28 protein-coding genes are annotated in these 24,815 nt (G+C 68.1%); 12 read left to right on the forward strand and 16 right to left on the reverse strand.

The window, feature by feature from the left end; genetic code table 11:
• From ACXJLU_RS16435 to ACXJLU_RS16460, 6 genes are all read right to left on the reverse strand, one after another.
• Positions 1 to 726: vWA domain-containing protein (locus ACXJLU_RS16435; protein WP_457332708.1), on the reverse strand; the 726-nt coding region annotated here is incomplete at its 3' end.
• Positions 723 to 1,268, reverse strand: a complete 546-nt coding sequence (locus tag ACXJLU_RS16440; RefSeq protein ID WP_457332710.1) for a tetratricopeptide repeat protein — start codon at positions 1,266 to 1,268, stop codon at positions 723 to 725. The genes ACXJLU_RS16440 and ACXJLU_RS16435, both read right to left, overlap by 4 nt.
• On the reverse strand, positions 1,259 to 2,311 hold the full coding sequence (locus ACXJLU_RS16445; protein ID WP_457332712.1) for a vWA domain-containing protein: 1,053 nt from the start codon (positions 2,309 to 2,311) through the stop codon (positions 1,259 to 1,261). The genes ACXJLU_RS16440 and ACXJLU_RS16445 overlap by 10 nt, the downstream gene beginning before the upstream one ends.
• Complete coding sequence (locus tag ACXJLU_RS16450; RefSeq protein ID WP_457332714.1) at positions 2,308 to 3,210, reverse strand: hypothetical protein; 903 nt, start codon at positions 3,208 to 3,210, stop codon at positions 2,308 to 2,310. Before ACXJLU_RS16450 ends, ACXJLU_RS16445 begins: the two co-directional genes overlap by 4 nt.
• Positions 3,203 to 4,051: a DUF58 domain-containing protein gene (locus ACXJLU_RS16455; RefSeq protein ID WP_457332715.1), complete on the reverse strand. Its 849-nt coding sequence runs from the start codon at positions 4,049 to 4,051 to the stop codon at positions 3,203 to 3,205. The genes ACXJLU_RS16450 and ACXJLU_RS16455 overlap by 8 nt, the downstream gene beginning before the upstream one ends.
• Positions 4,052 to 4,055: 4 nt before the next feature.
• Positions 4,056 to 5,078, reverse strand: coding sequence for an AAA family ATPase (locus ACXJLU_RS16460; RefSeq protein ID WP_457332717.1), 1,023 nt, complete (start codon positions 5,076 to 5,078; stop codon positions 4,056 to 4,058).
• 276 nt (positions 5,079 to 5,354) lie between these two features.
• Between ACXJLU_RS16460 and pqqA the strand changes: the two genes are divergently transcribed.
• The 5 genes from pqqA (at position 5,355) to pqqE (ending at position 8,593) form a co-directional block, all read left to right on the forward strand.
• Positions 5,355 to 5,429, forward strand: a complete 75-nt coding sequence (pqqA, locus tag ACXJLU_RS16465; protein ID WP_168563526.1) for a pyrroloquinoline quinone precursor peptide PqqA — start codon at positions 5,355 to 5,357, stop codon at positions 5,427 to 5,429.
• A gap of 64 nt (positions 5,430 to 5,493) precedes the next feature.
• Entirely contained in the window at positions 5,494 to 6,414 is a 921-nt protein-coding gene (gene pqqB, locus ACXJLU_RS16470; protein ID WP_457332719.1) for a pyrroloquinoline quinone biosynthesis protein PqqB, read from the forward strand.
• A 20-nt stretch (positions 6,415 to 6,434) separates the two neighbouring features.
• Positions 6,435 to 7,175 (forward strand): pyrroloquinoline-quinone synthase PqqC, encoded by a 741-nt coding sequence (gene pqqC / locus ACXJLU_RS16475; RefSeq protein ID WP_457332815.1) that lies wholly within the window; start codon positions 6,435 to 6,437, stop codon positions 7,173 to 7,175.
• The gene (gene pqqD / locus ACXJLU_RS16480) at positions 7,172 to 7,447 is read left to right on the forward strand and encodes a pyrroloquinoline quinone biosynthesis peptide chaperone PqqD (protein ID WP_457332721.1); all 276 of its coding nucleotides are present in this window, start codon (positions 7,172 to 7,174) and stop codon (positions 7,445 to 7,447) included. Before pqqC ends, pqqD begins: the two co-directional genes overlap by 4 nt.
• Before the next feature lie 3 nt (positions 7,448 to 7,450).
• A complete protein-coding gene (gene pqqE, locus ACXJLU_RS16485) occupies positions 7,451 to 8,593 on the forward strand; it encodes a pyrroloquinoline quinone biosynthesis protein PqqE (RefSeq protein ID WP_457332723.1) in 1,143 nt (380 codons plus the stop codon).
• Positions 8,594 to 8,641: 48 nt separating this feature from the next.
• On the opposite strand, the gene ACXJLU_RS16490 is transcribed toward pqqE, so the two are convergent.
• The 10 genes from ACXJLU_RS16490 to xoxF all read right to left on the reverse strand — a co-directional run bounded on the left by ACXJLU_RS16490 (position 8,642) and on the right by xoxF (position 17,996).
• Positions 8,642 to 10,582, reverse strand: a complete 1,941-nt coding sequence (locus ACXJLU_RS16490; protein WP_457332725.1) for a helix-hairpin-helix domain-containing protein — start codon at positions 10,580 to 10,582, stop codon at positions 8,642 to 8,644.
• Positions 10,583 to 10,588: 6 nt separating this feature from the next.
• The gene (locus ACXJLU_RS16495; protein ID WP_457332727.1) at positions 10,589 to 11,350 is read right to left on the reverse strand and encodes a PP2C family serine/threonine-protein phosphatase; all 762 of its coding nucleotides are present in this window, start codon (positions 11,348 to 11,350) and stop codon (positions 10,589 to 10,591) included.
• Complete coding sequence (locus tag ACXJLU_RS16500) at positions 11,347 to 12,006, reverse strand: vWA domain-containing protein (RefSeq protein WP_457332729.1); 660 nt, start codon at positions 12,004 to 12,006, stop codon at positions 11,347 to 11,349. Before ACXJLU_RS16500 ends, ACXJLU_RS16495 begins: the two co-directional genes overlap by 4 nt.
• A 268-nt stretch (positions 12,007 to 12,274) precedes the next feature.
• Complete coding sequence (locus tag ACXJLU_RS16505; protein ID WP_457332731.1) at positions 12,275 to 12,820, reverse strand: SRPBCC family protein; 546 nt, start codon at positions 12,818 to 12,820, stop codon at positions 12,275 to 12,277.
• A gap of 23 nt (positions 12,821 to 12,843) precedes the next feature.
• On the reverse strand, positions 12,844 to 13,818 hold the full coding sequence (locus tag ACXJLU_RS16510; RefSeq protein ID WP_457332733.1) for a YncE family protein: 975 nt from the start codon (positions 13,816 to 13,818) through the stop codon (positions 12,844 to 12,846).
• Positions 13,794 to 14,159 (reverse strand): hypothetical protein, encoded by a 366-nt coding sequence (locus ACXJLU_RS16515; RefSeq protein ID WP_457332735.1) that lies wholly within the window; start codon positions 14,157 to 14,159, stop codon positions 13,794 to 13,796. Before ACXJLU_RS16515 ends, ACXJLU_RS16510 begins: the two co-directional genes overlap by 25 nt.
• Positions 14,156 to 14,857, reverse strand: coding sequence for a hypothetical protein (locus ACXJLU_RS16520; protein ID WP_457332737.1), 702 nt, complete (start codon positions 14,855 to 14,857; stop codon positions 14,156 to 14,158). The genes ACXJLU_RS16515 and ACXJLU_RS16520 overlap by 4 nt, the downstream gene beginning before the upstream one ends.
• Before the next feature lies 1 nt (position 14,858).
• A complete protein-coding gene (locus ACXJLU_RS16525; RefSeq protein WP_457332739.1) occupies positions 14,859 to 15,749 on the reverse strand; it encodes a substrate-binding domain-containing protein in 891 nt (296 codons plus the stop codon).
• Complete coding sequence (locus tag ACXJLU_RS16530; protein WP_457332741.1) at positions 15,746 to 16,141, reverse strand: c-type cytochrome; 396 nt, start codon at positions 16,139 to 16,141, stop codon at positions 15,746 to 15,748. Before ACXJLU_RS16530 ends, ACXJLU_RS16525 begins: the two co-directional genes overlap by 4 nt.
• Before the next feature lie 112 nt (positions 16,142 to 16,253).
• On the reverse strand, positions 16,254 to 17,996 hold the full coding sequence (xoxF, locus tag ACXJLU_RS16535; RefSeq protein ID WP_457332817.1) for a PQQ-dependent ethylene glycol dehydrogenase XoxF: 1,743 nt from the start codon (positions 17,994 to 17,996) through the stop codon (positions 16,254 to 16,256).
• A gap of 471 nt (positions 17,997 to 18,467) precedes the next feature.
• On the opposite strand from xoxF, the gene ACXJLU_RS16540 reads away from it, so the two are divergent.
• The 7 genes from ACXJLU_RS16540 to ACXJLU_RS16570 are packed head-to-tail and all read left to right on the forward strand — an operon-like array spanning position 18,468 to position 24,814.
• The gene (locus ACXJLU_RS16540) at positions 18,468 to 19,181 is read left to right on the forward strand and encodes an ATP-binding cassette domain-containing protein (protein ID WP_457332819.1); all 714 of its coding nucleotides are present in this window, start codon (positions 18,468 to 18,470) and stop codon (positions 19,179 to 19,181) included.
• 26 nt (positions 19,182 to 19,207) lie between these two features.
• Positions 19,208 to 20,185 carry a PQQ-dependent catabolism-associated beta-propeller protein gene (locus ACXJLU_RS16545; protein WP_457332743.1) on the forward strand — a complete coding sequence of 326 codons (978 nt, stop codon included), beginning with the start codon at positions 19,208 to 19,210 and terminating at the stop codon, positions 20,183 to 20,185.
• 44 nt (positions 20,186 to 20,229) lie between these two features.
• Complete coding sequence (locus ACXJLU_RS16550; RefSeq protein WP_457332821.1) at positions 20,230 to 21,375, forward strand: type 1 periplasmic-binding domain-containing protein; 1,146 nt, start codon at positions 20,230 to 20,232, stop codon at positions 21,373 to 21,375.
• Between the two features lie 5 nt (positions 21,376 to 21,380).
• Positions 21,381 to 22,250 carry an ABC transporter permease gene (locus ACXJLU_RS16555; protein WP_457332745.1) on the forward strand — a complete coding sequence of 290 codons (870 nt, stop codon included), beginning with the start codon at positions 21,381 to 21,383 and terminating at the stop codon, positions 22,248 to 22,250.
• Positions 22,247 to 23,215, forward strand: a complete 969-nt coding sequence (locus tag ACXJLU_RS16560) for a Bug family tripartite tricarboxylate transporter substrate binding protein (RefSeq protein ID WP_457332747.1) — start codon at positions 22,247 to 22,249, stop codon at positions 23,213 to 23,215. The genes ACXJLU_RS16555 and ACXJLU_RS16560 overlap by 4 nt, the downstream gene beginning before the upstream one ends.
• A gap of 22 nt (positions 23,216 to 23,237) precedes the next feature.
• Complete coding sequence (locus ACXJLU_RS16565; protein WP_457332749.1) at positions 23,238 to 24,176, forward strand: sensor histidine kinase; 939 nt, start codon at positions 23,238 to 23,240, stop codon at positions 24,174 to 24,176.
• Positions 24,173 to 24,814, forward strand: coding sequence for a response regulator (locus ACXJLU_RS16570; RefSeq protein ID WP_457332751.1), 642 nt, complete (start codon positions 24,173 to 24,175; stop codon positions 24,812 to 24,814). Before ACXJLU_RS16565 ends, ACXJLU_RS16570 begins: the two co-directional genes overlap by 4 nt.
• The last annotated feature ends 1 nt before the right edge of the window (position 24,815 follow it).

Consider the following 24,815-nt stretch of genomic DNA (forward strand, 5'->3'; position numbering starts at 1 on the left):
CGCCGGGCCGGCGCCGTCGTCCGCCAGCGCCTCGCCGCTGACGCTCGCGCCACGGCCCTGGCGGCGCATGTCCGTCTGCATCACCTCGTCCGCACGCCAGACGCCGAGCGGCCGCCCGAGCGGATCGGTCTTCGGGATCGGAGACGCCAGCAACTCGCCGACCCCGACCAGCAGCCCCGGCACCTCGCCCGGCTTGTCGTCGAATGCCGGCCGGTACTGCGGGTTCAGCGGCGGGGCCTCCTGGCCGTCGGTGATGAACACCAGCGACGGCTTGCCGGGCAGGTCGCGCGCGATGCCGATGGCGCTGTGCAGGCCCTTCGACACCTCGCTGTTGCCCGACCAGGCCATGCGGCCGTCGATGCGCGCGAGCGTCGCGCGCAGCTCGCCCAGGTTGGCACACACCTCCACCGGCGCCAGCAGCAGGAACGAGCGGTACTCGGTGAACACCGCCCAGCCGACCTTGGAGCCGCAGGGCAGGTCGAGCAGGCCCTGGCGCAGCGCCTCTTTCGCGAACGCGAGGCGCGACGCCGGCTTGCCGGCCAGCACCTGGTCGGTCACGTTCATGCTCTGCGTGATGTCGAGCACCACCACGTGCTCGAACAAGCGGCGCTCGATACGCAGCCCGGGGTTCAAAAAGGTCGCGGCCAGCGCGAGGGCCGCCAGCGCCAGCAGCCAGGCGTCGCGCCGGCCGCGCCACGACGCGCGCAGCCACGCGACGGCCTTCATGGCAGGCCCGGCGAATAGCCGCGCATCGTCGTGACGGCGCGCTCGGCATCGCGCCGGCCGTCGGCGGGCGCGGCCAGCGAGTCATCGGGGTCGGGCAGCAGGCGCTGCGCGCGTTCGAGGTTGTAGCGCGCATCCCATTGCCCGGGGTCGTTGCGCAGCACCTCGCGGTAGCCCTGCTTGGCCAGCTCCAGCAGCGGGATCGCGAGCCCCGGCTGCGCGCCGCCGCGTACCTCGATGGCCTGGCGCATCAGCAGGTTCGCGCTGTTGTAGCGCGCCGCCTGGCCGAGCGGCGTGTCGCCTTGCAGCGCGCGGTAGCGCTTCAAGGCCTCGTCGGTGGCGCCGCTCGCGGCCTGCGCATGGGCCAGTGCGAACTGCAATTCGGCAGGCGGCGGATTGCCGACGGCCACCGGCGGGTCGGCCGCGATGGCCGCGTTCCAGCGATGCAGCCGCCACAGGTGCACGCCGTCAACGAGCGCCGCCACCGCGGCGATCACCAGCACCCCCAGCACGATGCGCGTGCGCCGCCGCGTGTTCACGCCCATCGCCGGATCTCCAGCGCCTGCGCGCCCCACAGCAGCAGCACGCACAGCAGCGCGATGGCATGCCCCCACGGCGACAGGTCGCGCCGCGGCACGGTGTCGAGGTAGGTGATCGGCATGTTCTCCAGCCGGTTCACGTCGTCGATGGCGGCCTGCAAGGCCTTGTCGTTGTCGGCCTCGTAGGCGCGGTACGGCGTGCCGAGCGACTGGAAGAAGCGGTGCAGCTGGTGCTCGGGCACCGTGTCGGCTGCGCCGAGCGGGTCGCCCGCTTCAGCGTTCAGGCCGGGGCTGTTGGCCGAGCGCAGGTAGAACCAGTTGATGGCAGTGCGCTGCTTGCGCGCGGCGAACGCGATGCGCTCCTGCGTCGCCGGGTCGAGGTGGTCGCCGCCGTCGGACACCAGCATCACGATGCGCGACCCGGTGTAGGGCCGGTCGTCGAAGAACGACAGCGCCTCGAGTAGCGCCAGGCCGATGTTGGTCTCCGACAGGCCGCGCCCGATCTCGCCGGCGGCGATCGCGGCCTGCACCACCTCGTTCTTCTGCGTGAACTCGAGCACCCGCATCGGCAGCGTGCTGAACACCACCATGCCGAAGCGGTCGTCGGGCCGGCCGGCCGCGAACTCCGACAGCAGCCGGCGCGCGACCTTGCCCTTGGCATCGCGCGAGCGGCCCGGCGACAGGCTCATGTAGTAGTCGAGCGCCTCGGGGCCGGTGCCGCGCGGCTTGGCCGTGCCGGCCGCGAGGCGGGCTCCCGCGAAGCCCTGGTCCATGCTGCGGCTGCGGTCGAGCACCACGACGATCTCGGCGCCCTGGCCGACGCGCTCCACCGTGTACTCCGGCCGGTACGGCCCGGCCATCGCCAGCACCAGCAGCGCGAGCGCGAGCACCGCGGCGCCCTTCAGCACGCGCTGCAGCGTGTCCGATGCGCGGTCGCGCGGCATCAGCGCGACCCAGGCGTTGCGCACCGGGTGCGCGGCGCGCGCCCACCATGGCCACAGCGCCAGCGGCAACAGGACCAGCAGCCACGGCGTGTCGAAATGGATCACGCCGCGCCTCGCTCGGCATCGCGGCACTTGCGGCAGAACTCGACCAGCCAGCGGCCGTCGTTCGCCGCGGCCGGGGCGTCGGCAAAGAACTCGTGCCGCGATTGGCGGAAGAACGCCAGCAGCTCGTCGCGCAGCGCGGCATAGCGCGGCTGGGCCGTGACGAAGCGGTCGACGCCGTGCTCGAACACCACCTCGCCGGCCGTCTGGTTCAGCGCCTCGTGCAGGCGCTGGAACGCGGCCCGCCGCGCCGGCGCCGGGCTGTCCGGCGGCAGGTGGTTCAGCTGCCGCCACGCGCTCGCGAACGGCCGCTGGCGCCGCGACCACCACGGCAGCGCGAGGTACACCTGCGCGAGCCAGGCCAGGCACAGCAGCAGCACCGCGCCATAGGCCAGCAGGCGGTGCTGCGCGGGGCGGGTGTCGATCAGCGGCGGCGCCAGGTCGGGCCGCAACTCGCCCAGGCCTTCGCGCGGCGAGACCTCGAGCGGCACCAGCGGCGACACCGTCACCGGCCAGGCGTCGACGCGCAGCGACTGCTCGCGTCCCTCGCCCTTGAACGCCAGCGAGAACGGCGCGATCTCCAGCGTGCGCACCTCGGCAGGCGCCATGAACACCTGGTAGCGCAGCTGCAGCGTCAGGCGGGTGCCGCTGGCGTCAGCGGCGCTATGCTGCGATACGCCCTGCAGCTCGAGCGCCTTGCCGCGCGCGCCGGGGCGCGGCAGCGAGGCCTCGTCGAGCACGAAGCCCTGGGGGATGTGGACGATGAGCTCGCGCTCGATGGTGTCGCCGACGTGGTAGCCGAACGCGCGCGGCTCGACGGTGCTGGCGTGCAGCGTGTCGGGTGCAGCGAGCACCGGGCCGCTGCAAGCGATCAACGCGAGGGCGACCAGGCGTTCACGCATGGAAGTGCCGCGTCACCGCGTCGGCATCGAAGGCGCCTTCGATGAACAAGGGGCTCAGCCGCTGCGCGCGGAACACCTGCAGCAATGCCTCGCGCCGCTGGGCCTGCTGCACGCGCCACTGCTCGCGCAGCGCGGGGCGCCACCACACGAGGCGCTGGCGGCCGCTCTCGGGGTCGAGCACCGGGGCCAGGCCGCGCGGCGCGCTGAGGCTGAACTCCTGCGGATCCCACAGCACCACCGGCACGAGGTCGTGGTGGGCCAGGCTCGCGAGCACCGCTTGCACCTCGTCGACGGGCCAATGGAAATCGGACAGCAGGAACACCAGCGAGCGGCGCTGCGGCAGGTGGCGGTGGGCGTGATGCAGGCCGTGCGCCGAATGGCCGGTGGGTTGCAGGCTGCGCAGCGTGCGCGTCAGCTCGCCGGCCGCGGCGCGCGAGCGGCTCTGCGGCAGCAGCAGGTCGGTGCGCACCTGTTCATCGCAGGCGATGAAGCCGAAGCTGTCACCGGTGCGCCAAGCCGACCACGCGAGGCTGTCGACGAAATCCGCCAGCACATCGAGCCGGGCTTGCGCACCGGCAAAGCCCATCGAGGCCGACAGGTCGGCGACGACCGCGACCGGGATCGACTTGCGCTGGCTGTAGACGCGCACCGACCACTGGCCGAACGGGTCCCGCAGGCTGGAATGCAGGTCGAGCCGGCGCGGATCGGGCGCGTCGAGCAGCGAGGCATGGCCGCGAAACTCGAAGCCGCTGTCGCCGCGCCGGCTGCGGTGGTGGCCCGGGAAGTGGCCGAGCGCCGCACTGCCGATGCGGTAGTGGATCTCGGGGGTGGGCTTCAACATGCCGCTACGGCGCCGCGACGCCGGCGAGGATCCCGCGCATCAGCGGCCCCGAGATCTCCTGCCGCCGCATCTCGTACACCGGCTGGTAGCACAGCCGGTGCGCGATGGTCTCGACGAACACCGCCTGCACGTCCTCCGGCGTGACGAAGCTGCGCGCATCCAGCCAGGCCGCGACGCGCGCCGCGCGCAGCAGGTAGCTCATGCCGCGCGGGCTCGCGCCGGCCAGCATCAGCTGCGCGGTGTCGAGCCCCGACACCTTGACGCCGTACTCGGCCGGCACGGCCGTCGCTCGCCACAGCCCGAGCGCGTAGTCCTGCAGCGCCTGCGAGGCCTGCACGCTGCGCTGGATCGTTTCGGCCACCTCGTTCAGCGCCTGGTGGTTCAGCATCGCGGCCGGCAGCTCCTCCATCAGCCGGTCGGTGTCGTGGTAGCGCGGGTTGAACATCAGCTCGCGGCGATCAGCATCGCTCGCCGGCGCGTCGATGGTGACCTCCATCATGAAGCGGTCGCGCGCGGCCGACGAGATCTCGAAGGTCTCTTCGCGCTCGACGCGATTGCGGTCGGCGAACACGATCAGGTGCGGGAACCGGAACTCGCGGTTGAAGGCCGACACGCTGCGCTCGGCCATCACGCGCAGCAGCAGCGAATGCACCTGCGGCCGTGCCCGGTTGATTTCGTTGAAGAAGAAGATCGCGAGGTCTTCGCCGTGCCGGATCAGCGGCCCCGGCTCGACCGCGGGCCGGCCCTCGGCGCTGATGTAGGTGTAGTACACGAGGTCGTTGGGCATCAGGTCGATCGTGCCCTCGGTGCGCGCGAAGTCGCCGCCGAGTACCTGCGCGAACGCGCGAAGCAGGGTGGTCTTGCCGACACCCACGTCGCCCTGCAGCAGCACGTGGCCGCGCGCGAACACCGCCAGGTTGACGAGCCGGATCACCCGGGCCTGCCCGATCACCGCCTGGCCCACCGCGGCCTCGAGCGCCAGCGCGCGTTCGCGCCAATCCGTCAACAGCGCATCGTTGCGGTCCATGCCTTGCGTCTCCATGTGGTTCGACGCGGGACACTCTGCGCCAGCCCTGCAACGGACTGGGCATGGAAGGCCTGCGCCCGGGGCTGGGAAGCAAGAGGCAAGCCCGCGAGCTGTCAGTTGGAGAACCCCCGCCGCGGAGATTCATGAAAATCGCCAGTTCGCATTCATGATCACCCGACTGGAGCGATCACGCGCAGCAGGTCACGATGCAGGACGGGACCCAGAGGCCCCCGCAGTGCCGGCCGGTACTGTGAGTCCACGAATAGGAGAGTCTTCATGCTTTGGCAAACACCGACTGCCACGGATTTCCGCTTCGGCTTCGAAATCACGATGTACGTCACGGCCCGCTGATCGCGGCGTTTCGTTCTCGCCGGCACCCTGGCAACCCTGGGGTGCCGGCTCCAACACCTCTCCCATGCGCATCACCGTTCTGGGCTCGGCAGCAGGCGGCGGTTTCCCGCAATGGAACTGCAACTGCGCCAATTGCGCCGGCGTGCGTTCGGGCCGCGTGCGCGCGAAGGCCCGCACGCAGTCGTCGATCTTCGTGCGGCCGGACGGGGCCGCCGACGGCGTGCTCTTCAACGCCTCGCCCGACATCCTCGAGCAGATCCGCAGCCACCCGGCGCTGCAGCCGGCGCGTGCGCTGCGTGACACCGCGATCGCCGGCGTCGTGCTGATGGACGGCCAGATCGACCACGCCACCGGCCTCTTCATGCTGCGCGAACGCACGTCGCCGCTGCCGTTGTGGTGCACCGATCCGGTCGAAGAAGACCTGACCCAGGGCAACCCGGTGCTGCGCGTGCTGTCGCACTTCTGCGGCGTGCAGCGCCAGCGCATCGCGCTCGACGGCACGCCGTTCAGCGTGCCCGGCGTGGCCGGCCTCGCGTTCAAGGCGATGCCGCTGAGCAGCAAGGCCGCGCCGTATTCGCCGCACCGCGAGGCGCCGGTGCCGGGCGACAACATCGGCATGACGCTGATCGATGCGGCGCGCCGCACGTCGGTGTTCTATGCGCCGGGGCTGGGCGCGATCACGCCGCCGGTGTTCGACGCGATGGCGAGCGCCGACGTGGTGATGGTCGACGGCACCTTCTGGACCGACGACGAGATGAAGACGCTTGGATTGAGCAAGAAGTCGGCGCGCGACATCGGCCACCTGCCGCAGTCGGGCGCGGGCGGCATGCTCGAGTGGCTGAGCCGCCTGCCGGCGCGCACGCGGCGCCTGCTGATCCACATCAACAACACCAACCCGATCCTCGACGAGGACTCGGCCGAGCGTGCGCAATTGCAGCGCGCCGGCATCGAGGTCTGCGAGGACGGCATGAGCATCGAGATCTGACCATGACGCTGCGCGCCGACATGCTGAAAGAAGGCCGTCACCCTGCCGAGGCCGGCCCGCCCGCGTGGACCCGCGCCGAGTTCGAGGCGCAGTTGCGCGAGCGCGGCAAGTCGTACCACATCCACCATCCGTTCAACGTGATGCTGAACACCGGCAAGGCGACGCCCGAGCAGGTGCGCGGCTGGGTCGCGAACCGCTTCTACTACCAGATCGCGATCCCGATCAAGGACGCGGCGGTGCTGTCGAACTGCCCCGATGCCGCGGTGCGCCGCGGCTGGGTGCAGCGCATCCTCGACCACGACGGCTTCGAGCTCGGCGGCGTGAAGGATGCCGGCGGCATCGAGGCCTGGCTGCGGCTCGCGCAGGCGGTGGGGCTGGGCCGCGACGAGGTGCAGGACCTGCGCCACGTGACGCCGGCGCTGCGCTTCGCGGTCGACGCGTATGTCGATTTCGCGCGCCGCGCGCCGTGGCAGGAAGCGGTGTGCTCGTCGCTGACCGAACTGTTCGCACCCGAGATCCACAAGCAGCGGCTGGCCACCTGGCCGGAGCACTACGGCTGGATCGAGCCCGAGGGCCTGAGCTACTTCCGCAACCGGCTGGGCCAGGCGCGGCGCGATGTGGAGCAGGGGCTGTCGATCACGCTGGACCACTTCACGACGCGGCCGCTGCAGGAGCGCGCGCTGGAGGTGCTGCAGTTCAAGCTCGACATTCTGTGGGCGATGAACGATGCGATGGCGACTCGCTACGGTGTCACGTCATGAACGTCTTGTCGACATCAACGCAGCCGCGCGTCGGCCCCGGCTTCCGGCTGCAATGGGAGCCGGTGCAGGACTGCCATGTGCTGCTCTACCCCGAGGGCATGGTCAAGCTGAACGGCAGCGCCGGCGAGATCATGAAGCGCTGCGATGGCGAGCGCAGCGTCGCCGCCATCGTCGAAGACCTCGAGAAGGCGTTCTCGGCGCAGGGCCTGGAGCCGGACGTGCTGGGCTTCATCGAGCTGGCCGCGAAGCAGCGCTGGCTGGCCTGGGACTGAACGATGGCCGCCGTGTCGTCATCCCCGCCCGGACCGCCGCTGTGGCTGCTCGCCGAGCTGACCTACCGCTGCCCGCTGCATTGCGTCTTTTGCTACAACCCGGTCGACTTCGCGCGCCAGGAAGACGAACTCGGCACCGAAGACTGGCTGCGTGTGCTGCGCCAGGGCCGCGAACTCGGCGCGGTGCAGTGCGGCCTGTCGGGCGGCGAGCCGCTGCTGCGCGACGACCTGGAAGTGATCGTCGCCGAGGCGCACCGGCTGGGCTACTACACCAACCTGCTGACCTCCGGCGTCGGCCTCACCGAGGCCCGCGCCGCGGCGTTGAAGGAGGCCGGGCTCGACCACGTGCAGCTGTCGTTCCAGGACTCGACCCGCGAGATGAACGACTTCCTGTCGCACACCAAGACCTTCGGCCTGAAGAACAAGGTGGCGCAGATCATCAAGGCCAACGGCTGGCCGATGGTGATGAACGTCGTGATCCACCGGATGAACATCGACCACATCGACCGCATCATCGGCATGGCCGCCGAACTCGGCGCCGAGTACCTGGAACTCGCCAACACGCAGTACTACTCGTGGGCCTTCCTGAACCGCGACCAGCTGCTGCCGACGCACGAGCAACTGCGCCATGCCGAGGCGGTGACCGACGAATGGCGCGAACGCCTGGGCGACAAGATGCGGCTGTTCTTCGTCGCACCCGACTACCACGAGGGCAAGGCGAAGAAGTGCGTCAACGGCTGGGGCAGCATGTTCCTCACGGTGGCGCCCGACGGCACCGCGCTGCCCTGCCACACCGCGAAGATGCTGCCCGGGCTGAGCTTCCCGAACGTGCGCGAGCACAGCGTGCGCGACATCTGGTTCGACTCCGAAGGCTTCAACCGCTACCGCGGCACCGGCTGGATGAAGGAGCCGTGCACCAGTTGCGACCAGCGCGAGGTGGACCTCGGCGGCTGCCGCTGCCAGGCCTGGCTGATCGCGCACGACCCGGCGATGGCCGACCCGGTGTGCGTCAAGAGCCCGCACCACCACCTGGTGCAGGAGGCGGTCGAGCGTGCGGGCACGGTCGGCGTGAAGGCCGCGGTCGAACACCCGCTGGTGTTCCGCGACCCGGCCAACTCGCGCCGGCTCAGCGCCAAGCCTGCGTGAGCAGGTTCGATGTGAAGTGATGCGTACTGAAGGCGACAGGCGCTTCAGCTACAAAACGTTCAAGTCTGCAGTCGCCTTCGCCAAGCCCTCAGCCGCGCGCATCAGTTGAGGCTGAAGGCTGTTCGCCCTTGAAGAGGCCGCCTGTCGAAATCGCTGAAGCTCGGCAGCCCCGCCGCCAAGCTGCCCCTCCAATGCAATCTTTCGAGTACCGAACTTTGACCGTACAGCGTTCTTGTCCGCTTCGGAGACCGCTGTCTTTGGGTTGAAGACAAACCGGCGCTCACAGCTTGCCCGCCAATCTGTAACGGCTCGGGTCAGACCATCTCCAAACCCTCTGATCTGGCGAACCTTGTTGCGATCAACGTCGGCAGCTGTCTCGATGCCAAACGAGCGGAGTGCGGCCTTTCGCGCTGGCCCAACACCTGGGATGCTGGCGCTATCGATGAAGAAGCCGTCGAGGAACTTCTGCTTCTGCCGCTCTTGAGCTGTTGAATGAAGTTTGTCGAGCTCGCGCTTCTCCGATTGCGGTAGCGCCTGATACTCGTCCCGAAGTTTTATCAGTTCTTGCCGTCTGGCACTGAAGCCTTGAGGGCCTGCTTCGCGTTGTACTTGTTCGACCACCCGGTCGTATTCCTTTTGTGCGGCTTCCTTTGCCTTCTGCCTCTTCGATCGTTCCTCCGCACGAGATTCGGATCCCGTCGAACTGGCCACGATCCAGCCAACGATGCCACCAAGGATGCCGAAGAACCAGATCTTCGGTGCAACGACCATCAAGAAAACTCCCAAACACACTGCCAGAAGGCGGTAGAAGGCAATCGTTCCGCCGCCGGGCACATTTGCCGGAAGCGGTTCGGCTTTGACCGAAAAACTCGCGATGTTAGGAAGAGCCACGACACCGGGAGAGGGCACGGCTTCGATGAGCGCCCACGCCTTGCCAAGAACGAATCCGGTAGCCGTTGGCGAGTAGACCGCACCCAAGTCTATGAAGTAGACAACGCCCTCCTGTTCGAGGGCGCACCAAGGGCACTTGAGCAAGTGATCCGGGTAGACATGCATTGATGTCGTGCTGCATCGCTTGAGTCGGCCGCGCACACTGTCCAATGTCGCTACCCACTGCTTTGCCGTGGGCCGATTTCCTTGAGCGCCCGTCTCGGCGAATGCAGCGTGAAACATCGCCTCCGTCGCGTCTGGAAGTAGCGACATCGAAATTGACCTGGGTGGTGGTGCAAGACCACGGCTCTGGGCATCTCGGGCATACGCATACCTGAGTGCTTTGATGTCAGTCTCAAGCGCATCTCCAACTCCGTTGCGCAGGGGCACACCAGAATAGGGATGACGGCCACCAAACAGGAGGTGGAATATGAGAAGCGCCAGCCCGAAGTTGTCGTGATTGGCACTTCGGACAACGCCATCGAACGACGAAAGACCTTGAAGCTCCGGTGGCGTGAAATGTGAGACTCCGACCTCACACAAATAGAGCTTTCCGCGGGCATTCACTTGGAAGGAATCACAGTCGATGAGGACAACCTTGCTGTCGCCTCCCACCATCACGTTTCCTTGATTGACGTCCCCGAGAACGTGCCCATGTTCGTGCAAGGTCTCGAACGCAGCTGCCGTGTTTCTCGCTACGAACAGTAGGTAGTCCCAAGCCGCCTTGGGACGCTCCTGCCTTCTGTGCGCAGGGCTGTAGACCATGTGAATCGGGTCTCGGCCCGCGACTTTCGCCATGAGGAAGCCGACCACGGGTCCCCCACGCGTCGAATGCAAAGTCTCCTGCGGCCAAGCCGCATAGTTCAGTAGCTTCTGATCGGCTGACGCCGCCATGAACGTCAGCTTTGATTGCTTTCTCGCGTCGGGTGGTCGGTGGTAAAGCTTCGCGACGTGGGTTGCGGATGCAGGAACTTCGTAGACGGACCCTTCGCCACCCTTGCCCAGTTCTTTGCCGAGAAGGATTGCTGCGCCTTTCGATGTGACAACTGCGTTTGGCATCTCTGACTACGACACGAGAACGGCGAGAGCCAGTGTCTTGTCGTCGTCGGTGCGCTCATTGACGGCTGGGCCAGAGAGAAATCGAGCCAGTGCGCTTTGCAGTTCGTCTTCCTGTGCAGCAGTCGAGCTGGCGAGAACCTTGAAAAAAGGTGCGAAGAAAGGTTCGTGAGCGGTGTTGTTCGCCATGTTCAGAGCAAGGCGTTGAAGGCCATCGCTGAACGCCGCCACTCGAATGGCGCGAGCCACAAACACCTTCGTAGCAAGAACTGTCACGGCGTCTTCGTCTGTCACGAAATGCGTCATGTTGGCGTACTCGCCGGTCATTGGCACCACGGGCACCTCTAGACCGGCACCTACGTCAAGCACGATGCCGCCATCGCCAATCTGCAGCACCAAGGTGCCCAAAGGGGAGGAGATGACGCCGAGGAACGTACACGCGAAATCGCGTGCGGTAAGTCTCGTTTTCTCTGCGACCGCGTAGAGCCTGTCTCGTACGGCCATGATCAGCTCGACGGCCATCTCGTCGCTAAAGCCGAACTCTGACTGGGCAATTTTCGCGGCCATGAAGGCAGCGGCGGCTTGCACGGCTATCTCGGCTCCTTCGCCACCGCGTGCAGCGCTGCCTGCGCCGTCCGAAACGAACAATGACAGAACCGCTAGCCCATCAGCCGTTGTATCGACGCTCGCCCAAGAACTGTCCTCGCAGGGACGGTTGATTGCGATGTGAGAAGTTCCGACCTCGGAGGCGTTGACTACGCGCCAGTTCACACCGACGCCCAGCCCTTCGGCGCTTCAAGAGGCACTTCCGTCCCCGGCGTGGACCGAGACACCGATCGCAAGGAACTGGACAGCCAACTGAAAAGCTCTCGAAACTTGAGTCCGTCCAGCGATAGAGGCTCCCGGACGCTGATTTGCTTCAGCACGTCCATGTTGGCGCCTTTGACACCGATGGCGAAGAAGGCAAACGCCTTGGACGCCTCTCCTTCTCGTACGGCAGCGGCGGCTGCTTGCCATGCGTCGGTGGGCCCGCCGTCCGTGATGAGAAAGATCCATGGCCGGTAGTACGAAATGCCGTTCGCTCGATATTCGTTCTTGCGGTCGCGGACAAGGTAAATCCCCTGAAGGATCGCGCTGCCCATGGGCGTATCCCCTTGAGTGTTGAGTGTCGGGGGATAGAAAACGGAAGCTGTCGTGAATGGCGTTTCGACCTTTGTCGGCCCAAAAGTCACGATCGCAACCTCCACGCGCTTCATTGCGAGAGCGTCAGCAGCCAGTTCGTCTTTGAAAGTTGTAAGGCCCGAGTTCAACTCGGAAATCGGCTGGCCGCTCATCGATCCGGACACGTCCAGCAACAGTACGCATGGGCAGCGAGGCTCCGGATTGCTGGCGAAGTCATTGGTCTCGAACGAAATTTGGTCGCTCACGGATGCTCCCCGAAGAGGTGGATATTTGTTCTAAAAGTGTAATCGGCGCCGCATGTGCACATGCTTTTGCGTGGCTCGTAGTGCCCGGCCGAGGTCAGACAGTTCGTGAGTTCAATGCTCGTTTGCCATGAAAAATACCTTGAGGGCGAGCCGAAGACGAAGGGCGCGCAAGTCGAGGCGCTCGAAACAAATGGTGTCGCGCCAAGGCTGTCTCGGATTCGGCCTCCGGCTATCGGAGCATAGGCCGTGAGTCCGTTTCCGCTTGGCTCTATTTCGCTTCCGCCAACGTCTTCAGGTTCGCCAGCCCGCTCTGGTACACGCCGGTGATGGCCTTCAGCGCGGCCTCGTCGTTGCGGTCCGGCGGCGGATCGTTCTGCGGATAGCCGCGGTAGAACGCGCCGCGCCATTCGACGATCGACTGGTTGCCGCTCGCGGTGACGGTGATCGTCGAGGTGTAGTTCGTCACCGGCAGTGCGCCGCCGTCCTTCGCGCGGTAGCTGTACTTCATCGCCGCGTCGTCATACCCCTCCAGCGTCTCGGTCAGCTCGCCGCCGCCCTTCAGCTTCAGCGAGCGCACCGAGCCCACCGCGTTGCCCTGCGAGGCCGGGCTCTCGGCGACGGGCGGGAGCCAGTCCTTCAGCGCGTCGAAGTTCTTGATGCGGGCCCACACCGCGGCGGCGGGGGCATCGATGGTGATCTTCTCGACCACCTTCTGCCGCGTCGGGCCGTGGCCTTCGCCGGTCAGCGGCGCGACACCGAGCATCGTGATCGCGGCCAGCGGCGCGAGCCAGCCGCCAAGCAGTTTCATGGGCATGACAACCTCCTTCGTGGGTGGGATCAGGGCTGCGCGGGGGCGCCGATGAAGGCGCCGAAGCCGCGGCTGTTCTTGCCGGTGGCGATGCGGCGCAACGCCTGCCCGCTGGCGGCATCGAGCACGCTGACGTCGTCGTCCATCCAGTTGACGACGTAGACCTTGTCGCCATGCGCCGCTACACCTTCGGGGTAGCCGAAGCCGTTCAGCGTGCGCAGCAGCTTCAGCGAATCGGCGTCGATCACGCTGACGCTGTCGTCGTGCTGGTTGGTCACGTAGAGCAGTGCGCCGCCGAGCGCGAGCGCGGCGCCGTAGGGCGCCTTGCCGACCTTCACGGTGGCGATCACGCGCAAGGCGCCGGTGTCGCGGGTGTCGATCACCGACACGTCGTCGCTCTGCACATTGAGGGCGTACAGCCGCTGGCGCGCTGTATCGAACAGCAGCGCGAACGGATGGCTGCCGACCTTCACGCGCGACAGCACGCGCCGCTCGCGCACGCCGACCACGGCCACGCTGTCGTCGTCGCGCTCGGCGACGAACACGGTGTCGTTGTCGGCATGCGCTGCCACGCCTGCCGGCGCACGGCCCACCTCGATGCGCGCCAGCGGTGGCCCGCTGCCGGCCGCATCGAACACCATCAGTCGATTGGCATACCAGTCGGCGGCGAACACCTGCGTGCCGTCGGGCGAGGCATCGATGCCCACCGGGCCGTCGCCGGCCGCCAGCGTGCCGACGACGCGCTGCTCGCGCATGTCGATCACCGAGATGTCGCGGCTGTCGGGGTTCGAGACGAACACCTTGCCCGCGCGCGACGCGGCCACCACGCCGGCCGGCGAGCGACCGACGGGGACCGTGGCCACCACCTGCTGCGACGCGAGGTCGATCACCGACACGTCGTGGCTGCCCTGGTTGGTGATCCAGGCAAACGGCGCCGCGACGCTGCCGGACACGAGGCCCGCCAGCAGCGCCGCCACCGCTACTTGGCGTCGTTGATGAAGCACGCCTTGTGCACCTTGGTCTCCAGCTCGCGGTAGCGCTTGATCTGCGGCTTGATGGATTCGTTGTCGCGCAGCGTGCCGCCGCGCTCGCCGCCGATCGACATCGCGTTGACCACCGTGGTCATGCCGACGTAGTCGTCATAGGCCACCTCGCCGGCCATTGCATCGACCGCGCACGAGCACTTGTTGATCATCTCGAAGTGCGGGCCGGGGTGGGTGCGCATGCACTCCTGCACGTAGATCACGCGCTCCGACGTCGGGAAGTCGTTCGCCGACGCGGCCACCGGGATCAGCAGCAGCCAGGGCAGGGCGAGGACGCAGGTCAGTCGATGCAGAGGCTTCATGGTGTGGCTTTCGGGAGGGGCTCGGCGCCTTCGATCAGCAGGTCTTCGCTCAGCAGCGGCGGGGCGGCGGCATCGGCGGCCGCGATGTGCGTGCGGATGCCCAGCACGCCGCCCGGCACCGCGTCCGACAGCAGGAAGCGGTACTCCTTGCCGGCCAGCTTCTCGTAGCGGTAGCGGTTCGGGTCGTCGAGGTAGGGCTTGAACGACACCTGGCGGCCGGCGACGGTCTTGCCCTTGTAGACGAACGACGCCGGTGCCACCGTCGCACCCTGGAAGACCGCCATCCGGATGCGCTTGCGGAAGTAGTTCTCCGGCCCTTGCGTGAGCCGGCGCATCTCGCGGATGTCGTGCTCCAGGAAGTACAGGATCACCGGGTTGGCCTTCGCGTTGTCGATGTCGGGCAGCGGCAGCCGGCGCGGTCCGGTCAGGAACTCGCCGGTCGACGTGCAGCAGCTGCCGTCGGCCTGCGGCTTGAACGACAGCACCACGGCGTCGTCGAAGCCGGCCTCCAGGCTGCCGGCCTTGTGGAAGCTGTAGCGCAGCGTCGACGGCGGCCGCAGGTTCGCGAGCTGGTCGGCCATGAAGATCGCCTGCTCCGCGGCCGAGAACTCCTGCGCCGCGAAGCCGCTCGCCGGCAGTGCGAACGCCGCGGCGGCCAGCCAGCGGATCAGGGTCCCGCGCGACACGGTGCTGCTCACCTCATCGGGCCGGTTTGGTCTGGCCCGGCTCTTTGTACGCGAAGGACTCGTCGACCAGCGGCACGCCGTAGTCCTTCAGGATGGCCTGGATCGCCGCCTGCTGCGAGTCGATCAGGCCTTCGATCTTCTGCTTCCATTCGCGCTCGCCGTAGCGCACGCCCATCGCCATCTCGTAGTCGAAGCGCACGCCGGGTTCCGACTTCAGCGGCACCACCGTCAGCCGCGGCGACTTGACGCGTTGCGCGAAGTAGCCCGCGATCGGGCCCCACACGATCGCGGCGTCGATCTTGCCGGCAGCGAGGTCCTTCTCGATGATCTCGCCCGGGTACTGCTGCGGGTCGGCGTTCATGATCGGGTAGGGCACGCCCTGGTCGACCAGGCGGTGCAGCTTGAGCCAGTCGGACGCCGGCGAGCGGTCGTAGATGCCGATGCGCAGCTTGCCCAGGCGCGCCGGGTCGAGCTTCAGGAAGTCGTCGCCCGACTTCACCTGGTCGAGCCCCTGGCCCTGCGGGAACACCAGCGCATAGGTCGAGCGGTAGTAGGGCTTGGTCGCCGACACCTGGTCGTAGCCGACCGGCACGCCCATCACGATGTCGCACGGGTAGTCCTGCCCCGGCAGCTTGTAGCGCAGCGTGTTGCGGATGAAGGCCAGGCGCTGCGGGAACGAGTAGTACTGCACCGGCAGCCCGAGCGCCTTGCCGAACACGTCGGCGATGCGGTTCTCGATGCCCGCGCCCGCGACGTTCGAGAACGGCAGGTTGTTCGGGTCCTGGCACACGCGCAGCGCCTGGCGCTCCGGCGGCTTGTCCACGTCCTGCGCGGCGGTAGGCAGGCACGCCGCCGCGCCGGCCAGCGCGAGCGCCAGCGTGAGGATCTTGCGGGTGCGGTTCATTTGTTGGGTTCGACCTTGGCGCGCGTGATGGCGCCGTCCGAACGGCCTTTCAGGTAGGCGTACAGGTCGTTGATGTGTTCCTTGACCTGCGGGCTCTCGCCGAAGCTCGGCATGCCCTTGGGCAGGCGGCCTTCGGTGACGGTCTTGACGAACTCGTCCTGGCTCAGCGTCTTCAGGCTGTTGATCAGCGAGGGCCCGACCAGGCCTTCCTGGTTGGCGCCGTGGCAGCGGTCGCAGGCGGCCGCGCGCCAGGTGCGAAAGCCGTCCATCGTCTTCGCGTCGACCTTGTAGCCGTCGACCACGGTGTAGGGCTTGTCGTCGGCCAGCGCGCTCACTGCGAGGCACGCCAGCACGGCGACGGAAGTCTGGAACAGAGACTGCTTCAATTTCATTGAACCATCCACCATCAAGGGGGCGGGACGGCATCCCCCGGGGTGCCGTCCCTGTGCCCAGGTTGTCTCTCGATTCTTCTTCTTGCTTCTTCTTGGAGTCGCCGGCTGCCGTTCAGTTCGGCAGGGCAAACACCGTCAACGAACCGCCGAGCTCGGTGTACTGCGCCAGTTCCCGGTAGCCACCGACGGCGCCGAGGCCGTCCTGGTCCTTCTCGAGGCCTGCCGCCATGCCGATGCCTGCCCAGCCGCCGATGCCCGAGAACACGCCGATGTACTGCTTGCCCTTGTGCTCATAGCTGAACACGTTGCCGATGATCCCGGACGGCGTCTTGAACTTGAAGAGCTCCTTGTTGATGTCCTTCTTGTCGACGCACTTCAAGTAGCCCTCGAGCGTGCCGTAGCAGCTGAGCCCGCCGGCGGTGTTCAGCGCGCCGCTCCAGACCGAGAACTTCTCGGCATGGCTCTGCACGATCTTGCCGGTGCCGGCGTTCCAGGTGATGTAGTTGCCCATGCCGCCGTGGCTGCCCGGGGCCGGGTACATCGACAGCGTCGCGCCGACGTACGGCTGGCCGGCGGTGTACTCGACCTTGAACGGCTCGTAGTCCATGCACACGTGGTTGGTCGGCACGTAGAAGAGCTTGGTCTCCGGGTCGAACGAGGCCGGCTGCTGGTCCTTGCTGCCGAGCGCCGCCGGGCAGATGCCCTTGGTGTTGACGTCAGGCCCGCCCTGCGCGGTCGAGTACTTCGCCACCACCTGCGGACGCCCGGTCTTCATGTCGACGTGCGTCGCCCAGTTGACCTGCGGGTCGTACTTCTCGGCGACCAGCAGCGCGCCGGTGACGCGGTCCATCGTATAGCCGAAGCCGTTGCGGTCGAAGTGCACCAGCGCCTTGGTGGGCTTGCCCTTGACGTCGATGTCGGCCAGGATCATTTCGTTGATGCCGTCGAAGTCCCATTCGTCGTACGGCGTCATCTGGTAGACCCACTTGGCCATGCCGGTGTCGACGTCACGCGCGAAGATGGTCATCGACCACTTGTTGTCGCCGGGCCGCTGCGCCGGGTTCCAGGTCGACGGGTTGCCGGTGCCGTAGTACATCAGGTTCAGCGCCTTGTCGTAGCTGTACCAGCCCCAGGTGGTGCCGCCGCCGGTCTTCCACTGGTCGCCCTTCCAGGTCTTGGTCGACGAGTCCTTGCCGACCGGCGCCATCGCGCCATTGGTCCAGGTCATGGTCTTGTCGGGGTCGATCAGCATCTCGGCATCGGGCCCGACGCTGTAGCCCTTCCAGGCGAGCTTGCCGTCCTTCAGGTTGTAGGCCGCGATGAAGCCGCGCACGCCCCACTCGCCACCGCTGATGCCGGTGATGACCTTGTCCTTGAAGATGTGCGGCGCGTTGGTGTTCACCGCGCCCAGCTTCGGGTCGCCGTTCTTCACGCTCCAGATGACCTTGCCGGTCTTCGAGTCGAGCGCGAGCAGCATGCTGTCGGCCTGCTGCAGGATGATCTTGCCTTCGGCATAGGCCAGGCCGCGGTTCACCGTGTCGCAGCACATCTGCGGGATCACGGCCGGGTCCTGCTTGGGCTCGTACTTCCAGAGGATCTTCTGGCTGTCGAGGTCGATCGCGAACACCTTGTTCGGGAACGGCGAGTGCAGGTACATCGTGCCGTCGATCACCAGCGGCGAGCCCTCGTGGCCGCGCAGCACGCCGGTCGAGAAGGTCCACGCGACCTGCAATTTGCCGACGTTGCCGGTGTTGATCTGGTTGAGCTTGGTGTAGCGCTGGTTGTACATGTCGCCAGCCTRCATCGCCCAGTTCTTGGAGTTGGCGATGTTCTTCTCGACATCCGCATTCGCCATCGCCAATGGCGGCAGAGCAAGCAACACCATGCCCAGATGGCGCCAGATACGCCATGTCGACAGACCGGAATTTCGCATCGAAGTCTCCTGTTTTATGAAGTGAGCAGAGTCCGGTCGCGAAGCACCATTCCGAGATCCACCACACGCAGCGACCCACAGAACTCGGCGTGTGCAGAACCGCAAGTTCTGCGCCCATGTGCCACTGCGGGATTGCCCGAAGAGGGAAAACCCATGTTTCGCTCCAGCGCTGTGACGCTGGTGTTCCGGAATTGAAATGCCGCTGACACCTTGCGCCGAATTCGTGGCAACCACGTTCGGCACAGAGTGTTTCAGTGCCGCGCAGCAGGCGTGACGCGCCGCGCCGACGCCCGTGCAGGCTGCTGCGGCGCGCTGCGTTGCACTGCAGCATCGCGGTGGGCCCGTGTATTGCAGTGTTCGTGGTTCATGAGCTTCGCCATGCCCCCCTCGACGATGCTGCGGACCACCGGACTGACCAAGCGCTATGGCGAGCGCGCGGCGCTGCAGTCGCTGTCGCTGCAGGTGGCCGCGGGCCAGTTCGTCGCGCTGCTCGGCCCCAACGGCGCCGGCAAGTCCACCTTGTTCCAGTTGCTGACCGGGCTGTTCGCCGCCGATGAGGGCGAGGTCGAGGTGGCGGGGCATTCGCTGCGCCGCGCGGCCGCGTCGGCGCTGCGCCAGATCGGCGTGGTGTTCCAGCAGGTCTCGCTCGACCTCGACCTGAGCATCCGCCGCAACCTGCTGTTCCAGGCCGACCTGCACGGCCTGCCGCGCCGCCTGGCGCGCGCGCGCATAGCCGCCGGCTGCGAGCGGCTGGGCCTGGGCGGCGAACTCGACCGCAAGGTGCGCGAGCTGTCGGGCGGCAACCGCCGCAAGGTCGAGCTGGTGCGCGCCGGCCTGCACCACCCGGCGGTGATGCTGATGGACGAGGCCACCGTCGGGCTGGATCCGAAATCGCGCCAGGACCTGCTGGCCGCCCTGCGCAGCGACGTGCGCGAGCGCGGCGTGTGCGTGCTGTGGGCCACCCACTGGGTCGAGGAGGCGATGGCCGCCGACCGCGTGCTGGTGCTGCACCAGGGCGCGCTGCTGGCCGACGGCTCGCCGGCCGAGGTCACGCAGGCGCTTGGCGAATCGACGCTGGAGGCGGGTTTCATCGCCCGCACCGGCTGATGTTGACCACCAGCCAGAGAGACCCCATGGATCTGAACACCGCAAGCCGACGACTGGGCGCAGCGTGGGCGCTGGCCGCCTGCTGCACCGCTGCATCGGCGCAGGGCACGGCCTACGTGTCGAGCGAGAAGGACGATGCGCTGACGATGATCGACCTCGCGACGTTGACGGTGAAGGGCACCGTGCCGACCTGCAAGCGCGGCCGGCACATCCAGGTCACGCCCGACCGCAAGATCATGGTGGCCTGCACCGATGCGAACGCGGCCGACGTGATCGACCCGGCCACCGGCAAGTCGCTGCGCCGCGTGCCGCTGGGCGATGAGCCCGAGGCCTTCGACCTCTCGCCCGACGGCAAGACCATCTACGTGTCGAACGAGGATGCCGCCGAGGCCAGCTTCATCGACGCCGCGAGCGGCAAGACGCTGCAGTCGATCAAGGTCGGCCAGGAACCCGAGGGCGTGAAGGTCAGCGCCGACGGCAAGACGCTGTACGTCACCTCCGAGGTCGCGAGCCTGATCCACGTGATCGACGTCGCCACCGCGAAGATCACCAGCAATGTGAAGGTCGGCAAGCGGCCGCGCCGCATGGCGCTGACGCCCGACGGCAAGGAGCTGTGGGTGACCAACGAGCTCGGCGCCAGCATCAGCATCATCGCGACGGCCACCCATGCCGTCACCGACACCATCAAGCTCGAGGTGAAGGGCGCGCGCGCGACCGACATCACGCCGGTCGGCATCCTGATGTCGCGCGACGGCAAGCGCGCCTTCGTCGCGCTCGGCAAGGCCAACCATGTGGCCTTCATCGACGTGGTCAGCCGCAAGACCACGAACCTGGTGCTGGTGGGCAAGCGCGCGTGGAACGTGGCGCTCGACAAGGCCGAGGCGCGGCTGTTCGTCGTCAACGGGCTGAGCGACGACGTGACGGTGGTCGACGTGGCGGGTGCCAAGGCGATCAAGAGCATCCCGGTCGGCCGCGTGCCCTACGGCGTGGCGATCCTCGAATGACGCACGGTGCCGCAGGCCGCCGGCTGAGTTGGACGGTGACGCTGATGTCTTGCGCTGCCATCGCATCAACCGCCACCTCCGGCGCCGCCGCGGCCACGCTGAAGGCCACGCTGATCGTGCCGGCCGACGATGCGCGCCTGGAACGCACGCGGCTGGAGCGGGGCTACCTCGGCCACACCGGCGGCCCGGCGACCGACGGCCTGCAGGTGGCACTCGATGAGGGCAAGTTCGAACTCGAGGCCGCCGGCGCGGCCGTGGCCTTGAACGTGGTGACAGCCTCCACGCCCGACACCGCGCGCGCCGCCGCGCAGGCCGCCGAGAAGGCCGGCGCGGCCGTCGTGCTGACCGACCTGGGCAGCGACGCCACGCTGGCGGTGGCCGATGCGGTGAAGCTGCCGGTGCTGAACCTCGGCGACAGCGCCGATCGGTTGCGCCAGCAGGACTGCCGCGCGCGCCTGTTCCACCTGATCCCGAGCGAGCGCATGCGCGCCGACTCGCTGGCGCAGACGCTGGTGTCGCGCAAGTGGAGCAAGCTGCTGCTGCTGATCGGCAGCGGCCCGCAGGACGCCGTTCGCGCGGCCACCGCGCAGGCCTCGATCAAGCGCTACGGCCTGCAGCTGGTCGCCAGCAAGCCCTACAAGCTCTCGGCCGACCCGCGCGAGCGCGATCTCGCGAACCCGCTGCTGCTGACCTCCGGCGCCGCGTACGACGCGGTGTGGGTGGTCGACAGCGACGGCGAGTTCGCGCGCAGCCTGCCCTACCGCACCGTGCTGCCGCGGCCGGTGGTCGGCGATGCCGGGCTGGTGGCGCTGGCCTGGCATGCGCAGTTCGAGCGCTATGGCGCGCCGCAGGTGTCGCGCCGGTTCGCCAAGGCCGCGAAGCGCCCGATGACCGACCACGACTGGGCGGCGTGGATGGGCGGCAAGGCATTGATCGCGATCGCCGCGGCCGAGCCGAAGGGGCCGAACGCCGCGTGGGCGAAGGCGCTGGCCGCGACGCCGGTCGATGGCTCGAAAGGCGGCAGCCTGAGCTTCCGGCCGTGGGATGGGCAGCTGCGGCAATCGATGCTGCTGACCGACGGGCAGGGCGTGATCGCGCAGGCGCCGATCGAGGGCCTGCTGCATCCCACCGATGTCCTCGACACCTTGGGCGCCGATGCCCCGGAGAAGCTATGCAAAGCGACGCGGTGAAACCCGTGACCCCGCCCACCGCGGCGGCGCCCGTCGAGGCCGAAGGGCGGCACGGCATCGCGCATGCTTTGCAGGCGCTGCAGGCCATCGTGATGCGCGAGCTGTTCAAGTTCTCGCAGCAGACCGGCCGGCTGGTGTCGGCGCTGGTGCGCCCGCTGTTGTGGCTGGCGGTGTTCGCGGCCGGGTTCCGCAACGTGTTCGGCGTCGCCATCGTCGAGCCCTACGACACCTACATCCCCTACGACGTCTACATCGCGCCGGGCCTGGTCGGCATGGTGCTGCTGTTCAACGGCATGCAGTCGTCGCTGGCGATGGTCTACGACCGCGAGATGGGCCTGATGCGGCTGCTGCTGACGGCGCCGCTGCCGCGTTCGTGGCTGCTGTTCAGCAAGCTGTGCGCGACCGCGCTGCTCTCGGTGCTGCAGGCGCTGGCCTTCGTGGTGGTGGCGATGCTGCTCGGCACCGAGCTGCCGCTGTTCTCGTGGGCGGGGCTGCACGCGCTGCTCGCGCTGGTGTGCGGCGCGCTGATGCTGGGAGCGCTCGGGCTGCTGCTGTCGGTGCACATCAAGCAGCTGGAGAACTTCGCCGGCACGATGAACTTCGTGATCTTCCCGATGTACTTCCTGTCGACCGCGCTCTACCCACTGTGGAAGCTGCAGGAGTCGGGCGCCGAGTGGGTGTACCAGGCGGCGCGCTTCAACCCGTTCACGCATGCGGTGGAGTGGATCCGCTTTGCGCTGTATGGCAAGGATCCGGGGATCGCGCCGTGGGTGGTGCTGGGTTGCCTGGTGGTGTTCTTCGTCGTGGCGTGCTGGGGCTACGACCCGCAGCGCGGTTTTGGCGGTCTCGCCAAACGTGGAGGCGGCCCGGCATGACCGTCACCCGCCGCGGATTTGTCGGCGCTGCCGCGGCGCTCGGCGCTTGGCCGCTGGCGCGCGCGCAAACGCCGTACCCGTCGCGCCCGATCGTGATGTGGATCCCGTGGCCGGCCGGCGGCGCGACCGACATCTCGTTGCGCCTGCTGGCCGAGCTGGCCTCGCACCACCTGGGCCAGCCGGTCGTCACCGAGAACCGTGGCGGTGCCGGCGGCACGCTGGCGATGCCGGTGCTGCAGCAGGCCGAGCCCGACGGCTACACGATCGCGCAGCTGCCGCAGCCGATCTTCCGCGCGGTGCACACGCAGAAGGTGCTGTGGGACCCGATCCGCGACGTGACGCCGATCATCCAGGTCTCCGGCGTGACCTTCGGCGTGCTGGTCAGCGCGAGCAGCAAGCTGCGCAAGCTCGACGACCTGTTCGCGTACGCGCGCAAGAACCCGGGCCGCCTGACGATCGCGACCAATGGCGTCGGCACCACGCCGCACGTGGTGCTCGAAGAGCTGTTCACCGCGCGCGGGCTGAAGTACATCCACGTGCCGTACAAGGGCACCTCGGAGCAGATGATCGCGGTCGACTCGGGGCAGGTGATGGTCGGCGTCAATTCCACCGGCTTCGGGCCCTTCGTCGATTCGGGCCGGCTGCGATTGCTGGCCACGTTTGCCGCGCAGCGGTCGAAGCGCTGGCCGCAGGTGCCGACGCTGCGCGAGCTCGGCTTCGACATCGTCGCGATGTCGCCCTACGGCCTGGGTGGGCCGCGCGGCCTGCCGGCGGACGTGGTCGCGGTGCTGCACGACGCGTTCAAGAAGGCGCTGTTCGACCCGCTGTTCGCGCAGGAGCTGGCCAAGTACGACCAGGAGATCGACTACCTCGGCACGGCCGACTATGCCGAGGTCTGCCGCCAGCAGTTCATCAAGGAGGGGCTCATCGTCGAACGCATGGGCCTGTCTCGTGGCGGCAGCTGAAGGGCGCGCACGGCGCCGTCGCTTGCTGGGCGACATCGCCATCGTCGCGCTCGCGACGCTGGCGAGCTACGGCCTGGCGTCGTTCTTCGAACTGAGCGAGCTGGTGCAGCGCTGGGCCGTGCCGCACGAGCACTGGCAGGCCGACGAGTTGCCGTTCAGCCTCACCGTGCTGGCCGGCGGGCTGGCCTGGTACGCGCTGCGCCGCGCGCAGGACGCACGCGCGCAACTCGCGCTGCGCGAGCTGGCCGAGGCGCAGGCGCGCGAGCTGCTGACGCACAACCGCGAGCTGGCGCGCCAGCTGATCGCGGTGCAGGAGAGCGAGCGTGTGGCCCTGGCGCGCGAGCTGCACGACGAACTGGGGCAGGGCTGCGCCGCGGTGCGTGCCGAGACAGCCTTCGTTCGCCTGTGCGGCGCAGCCGATCGCAGCGCCACGCTGGCCGCCGTGGAGCGGGCCGACCGCGCGGCGCAGCAGCTGTACCAGGCGGTGCGCGGCATGCTGCGCCGGCTGCGCCCGGCCAACCTCGACGAGCTGGGGCTGGTCGCTGCGCTGCAGGAGCTGTGCGAGTCGTGGGAAGAGCGCAGCGGCGTGGCCTGCATCTTTCACCACGAGGCGCTGCCGCGCGAGCTCGGCGACGCGATCGACATCGCGCTCTACCGCGTGACGCAGGAGGCGCTGACCAACGTGATGCGCCACGCGCAGGCCAGCGCGGTGCATGTGAAGCTGGGCCGCAGCGCGCAGGGCGAGCTGCAGCTGAGCATCGAGGACGACGGCCGGGGCATGGACCTGGCCGCCGCGACGCGTGGCCTCGGCCTGCTGGGCGCGACCGAGCGGGCCGCGGCACTCGGCGGCGAGCTGGACGTGCGCGCGTCGCCGGGTGCCGGCGTGCAGCTGGTGCTGCGCGTGCCGATGCCCGCGACGGCCGCGGCCGACGCCGCGCTGCCGCACCGGGAGCTCGCGTGATCCGCGTGCTGCTGGCCGACGACCACCCGGTGGTGCGCAGCGGCTACCTGCGCCTGCTCGACCAGGCGGGCGACATCCAGGTGATCGCCGAAGCCGGCGATGCCGACGCGGCGTATGCGGCGTTCATCGCGCACCGGCCCGACGTGCTGGTCACCGACCTCGCGATGCCCGCGGGCGGTGGCCTGGAGCTGCTGCGCCGCGTGCTGCTGCGCGACGCGCAGGCGCGGCTGCTGGTGTTCAGCATGCACGACGCGCCGGTGCTGGTGCGGCGCGCGCTGCAGGCCGGCGCGCGCGGGTTCCTGACCAAGGCGAGTGCGCCGGAGTGCCTGGTCGACGCGGTGCGCGAGCTGCATGCCGGGCGCCGCTACCTGGGGCGCGAGTTGTCGCCCACGCTGCTCGAACGCGACCCGCACGACGAGGCCGACCGGCTGGCCGAGCTGAGCGCGCGCGAGTTCGAGGTGTTCCGGCTGCTCGCGCAAGGCCACTCGGCCGGCGCCTGCGCCGAGGTGCTGAAGCTGAGCCCGAAGACCGTTGCCAACCTGCAGACGGCGATCAAGGACAAGCTCGGCGTGGCCACCTCGGCGGCGTTGGTGCACCTGGCGATCCGGCATCAGGTGATCAGCACGGCTGGGGCTTGAG

It is taken from the genome of Rhizobacter sp. P5_C2, assembly GCF_054049715.1.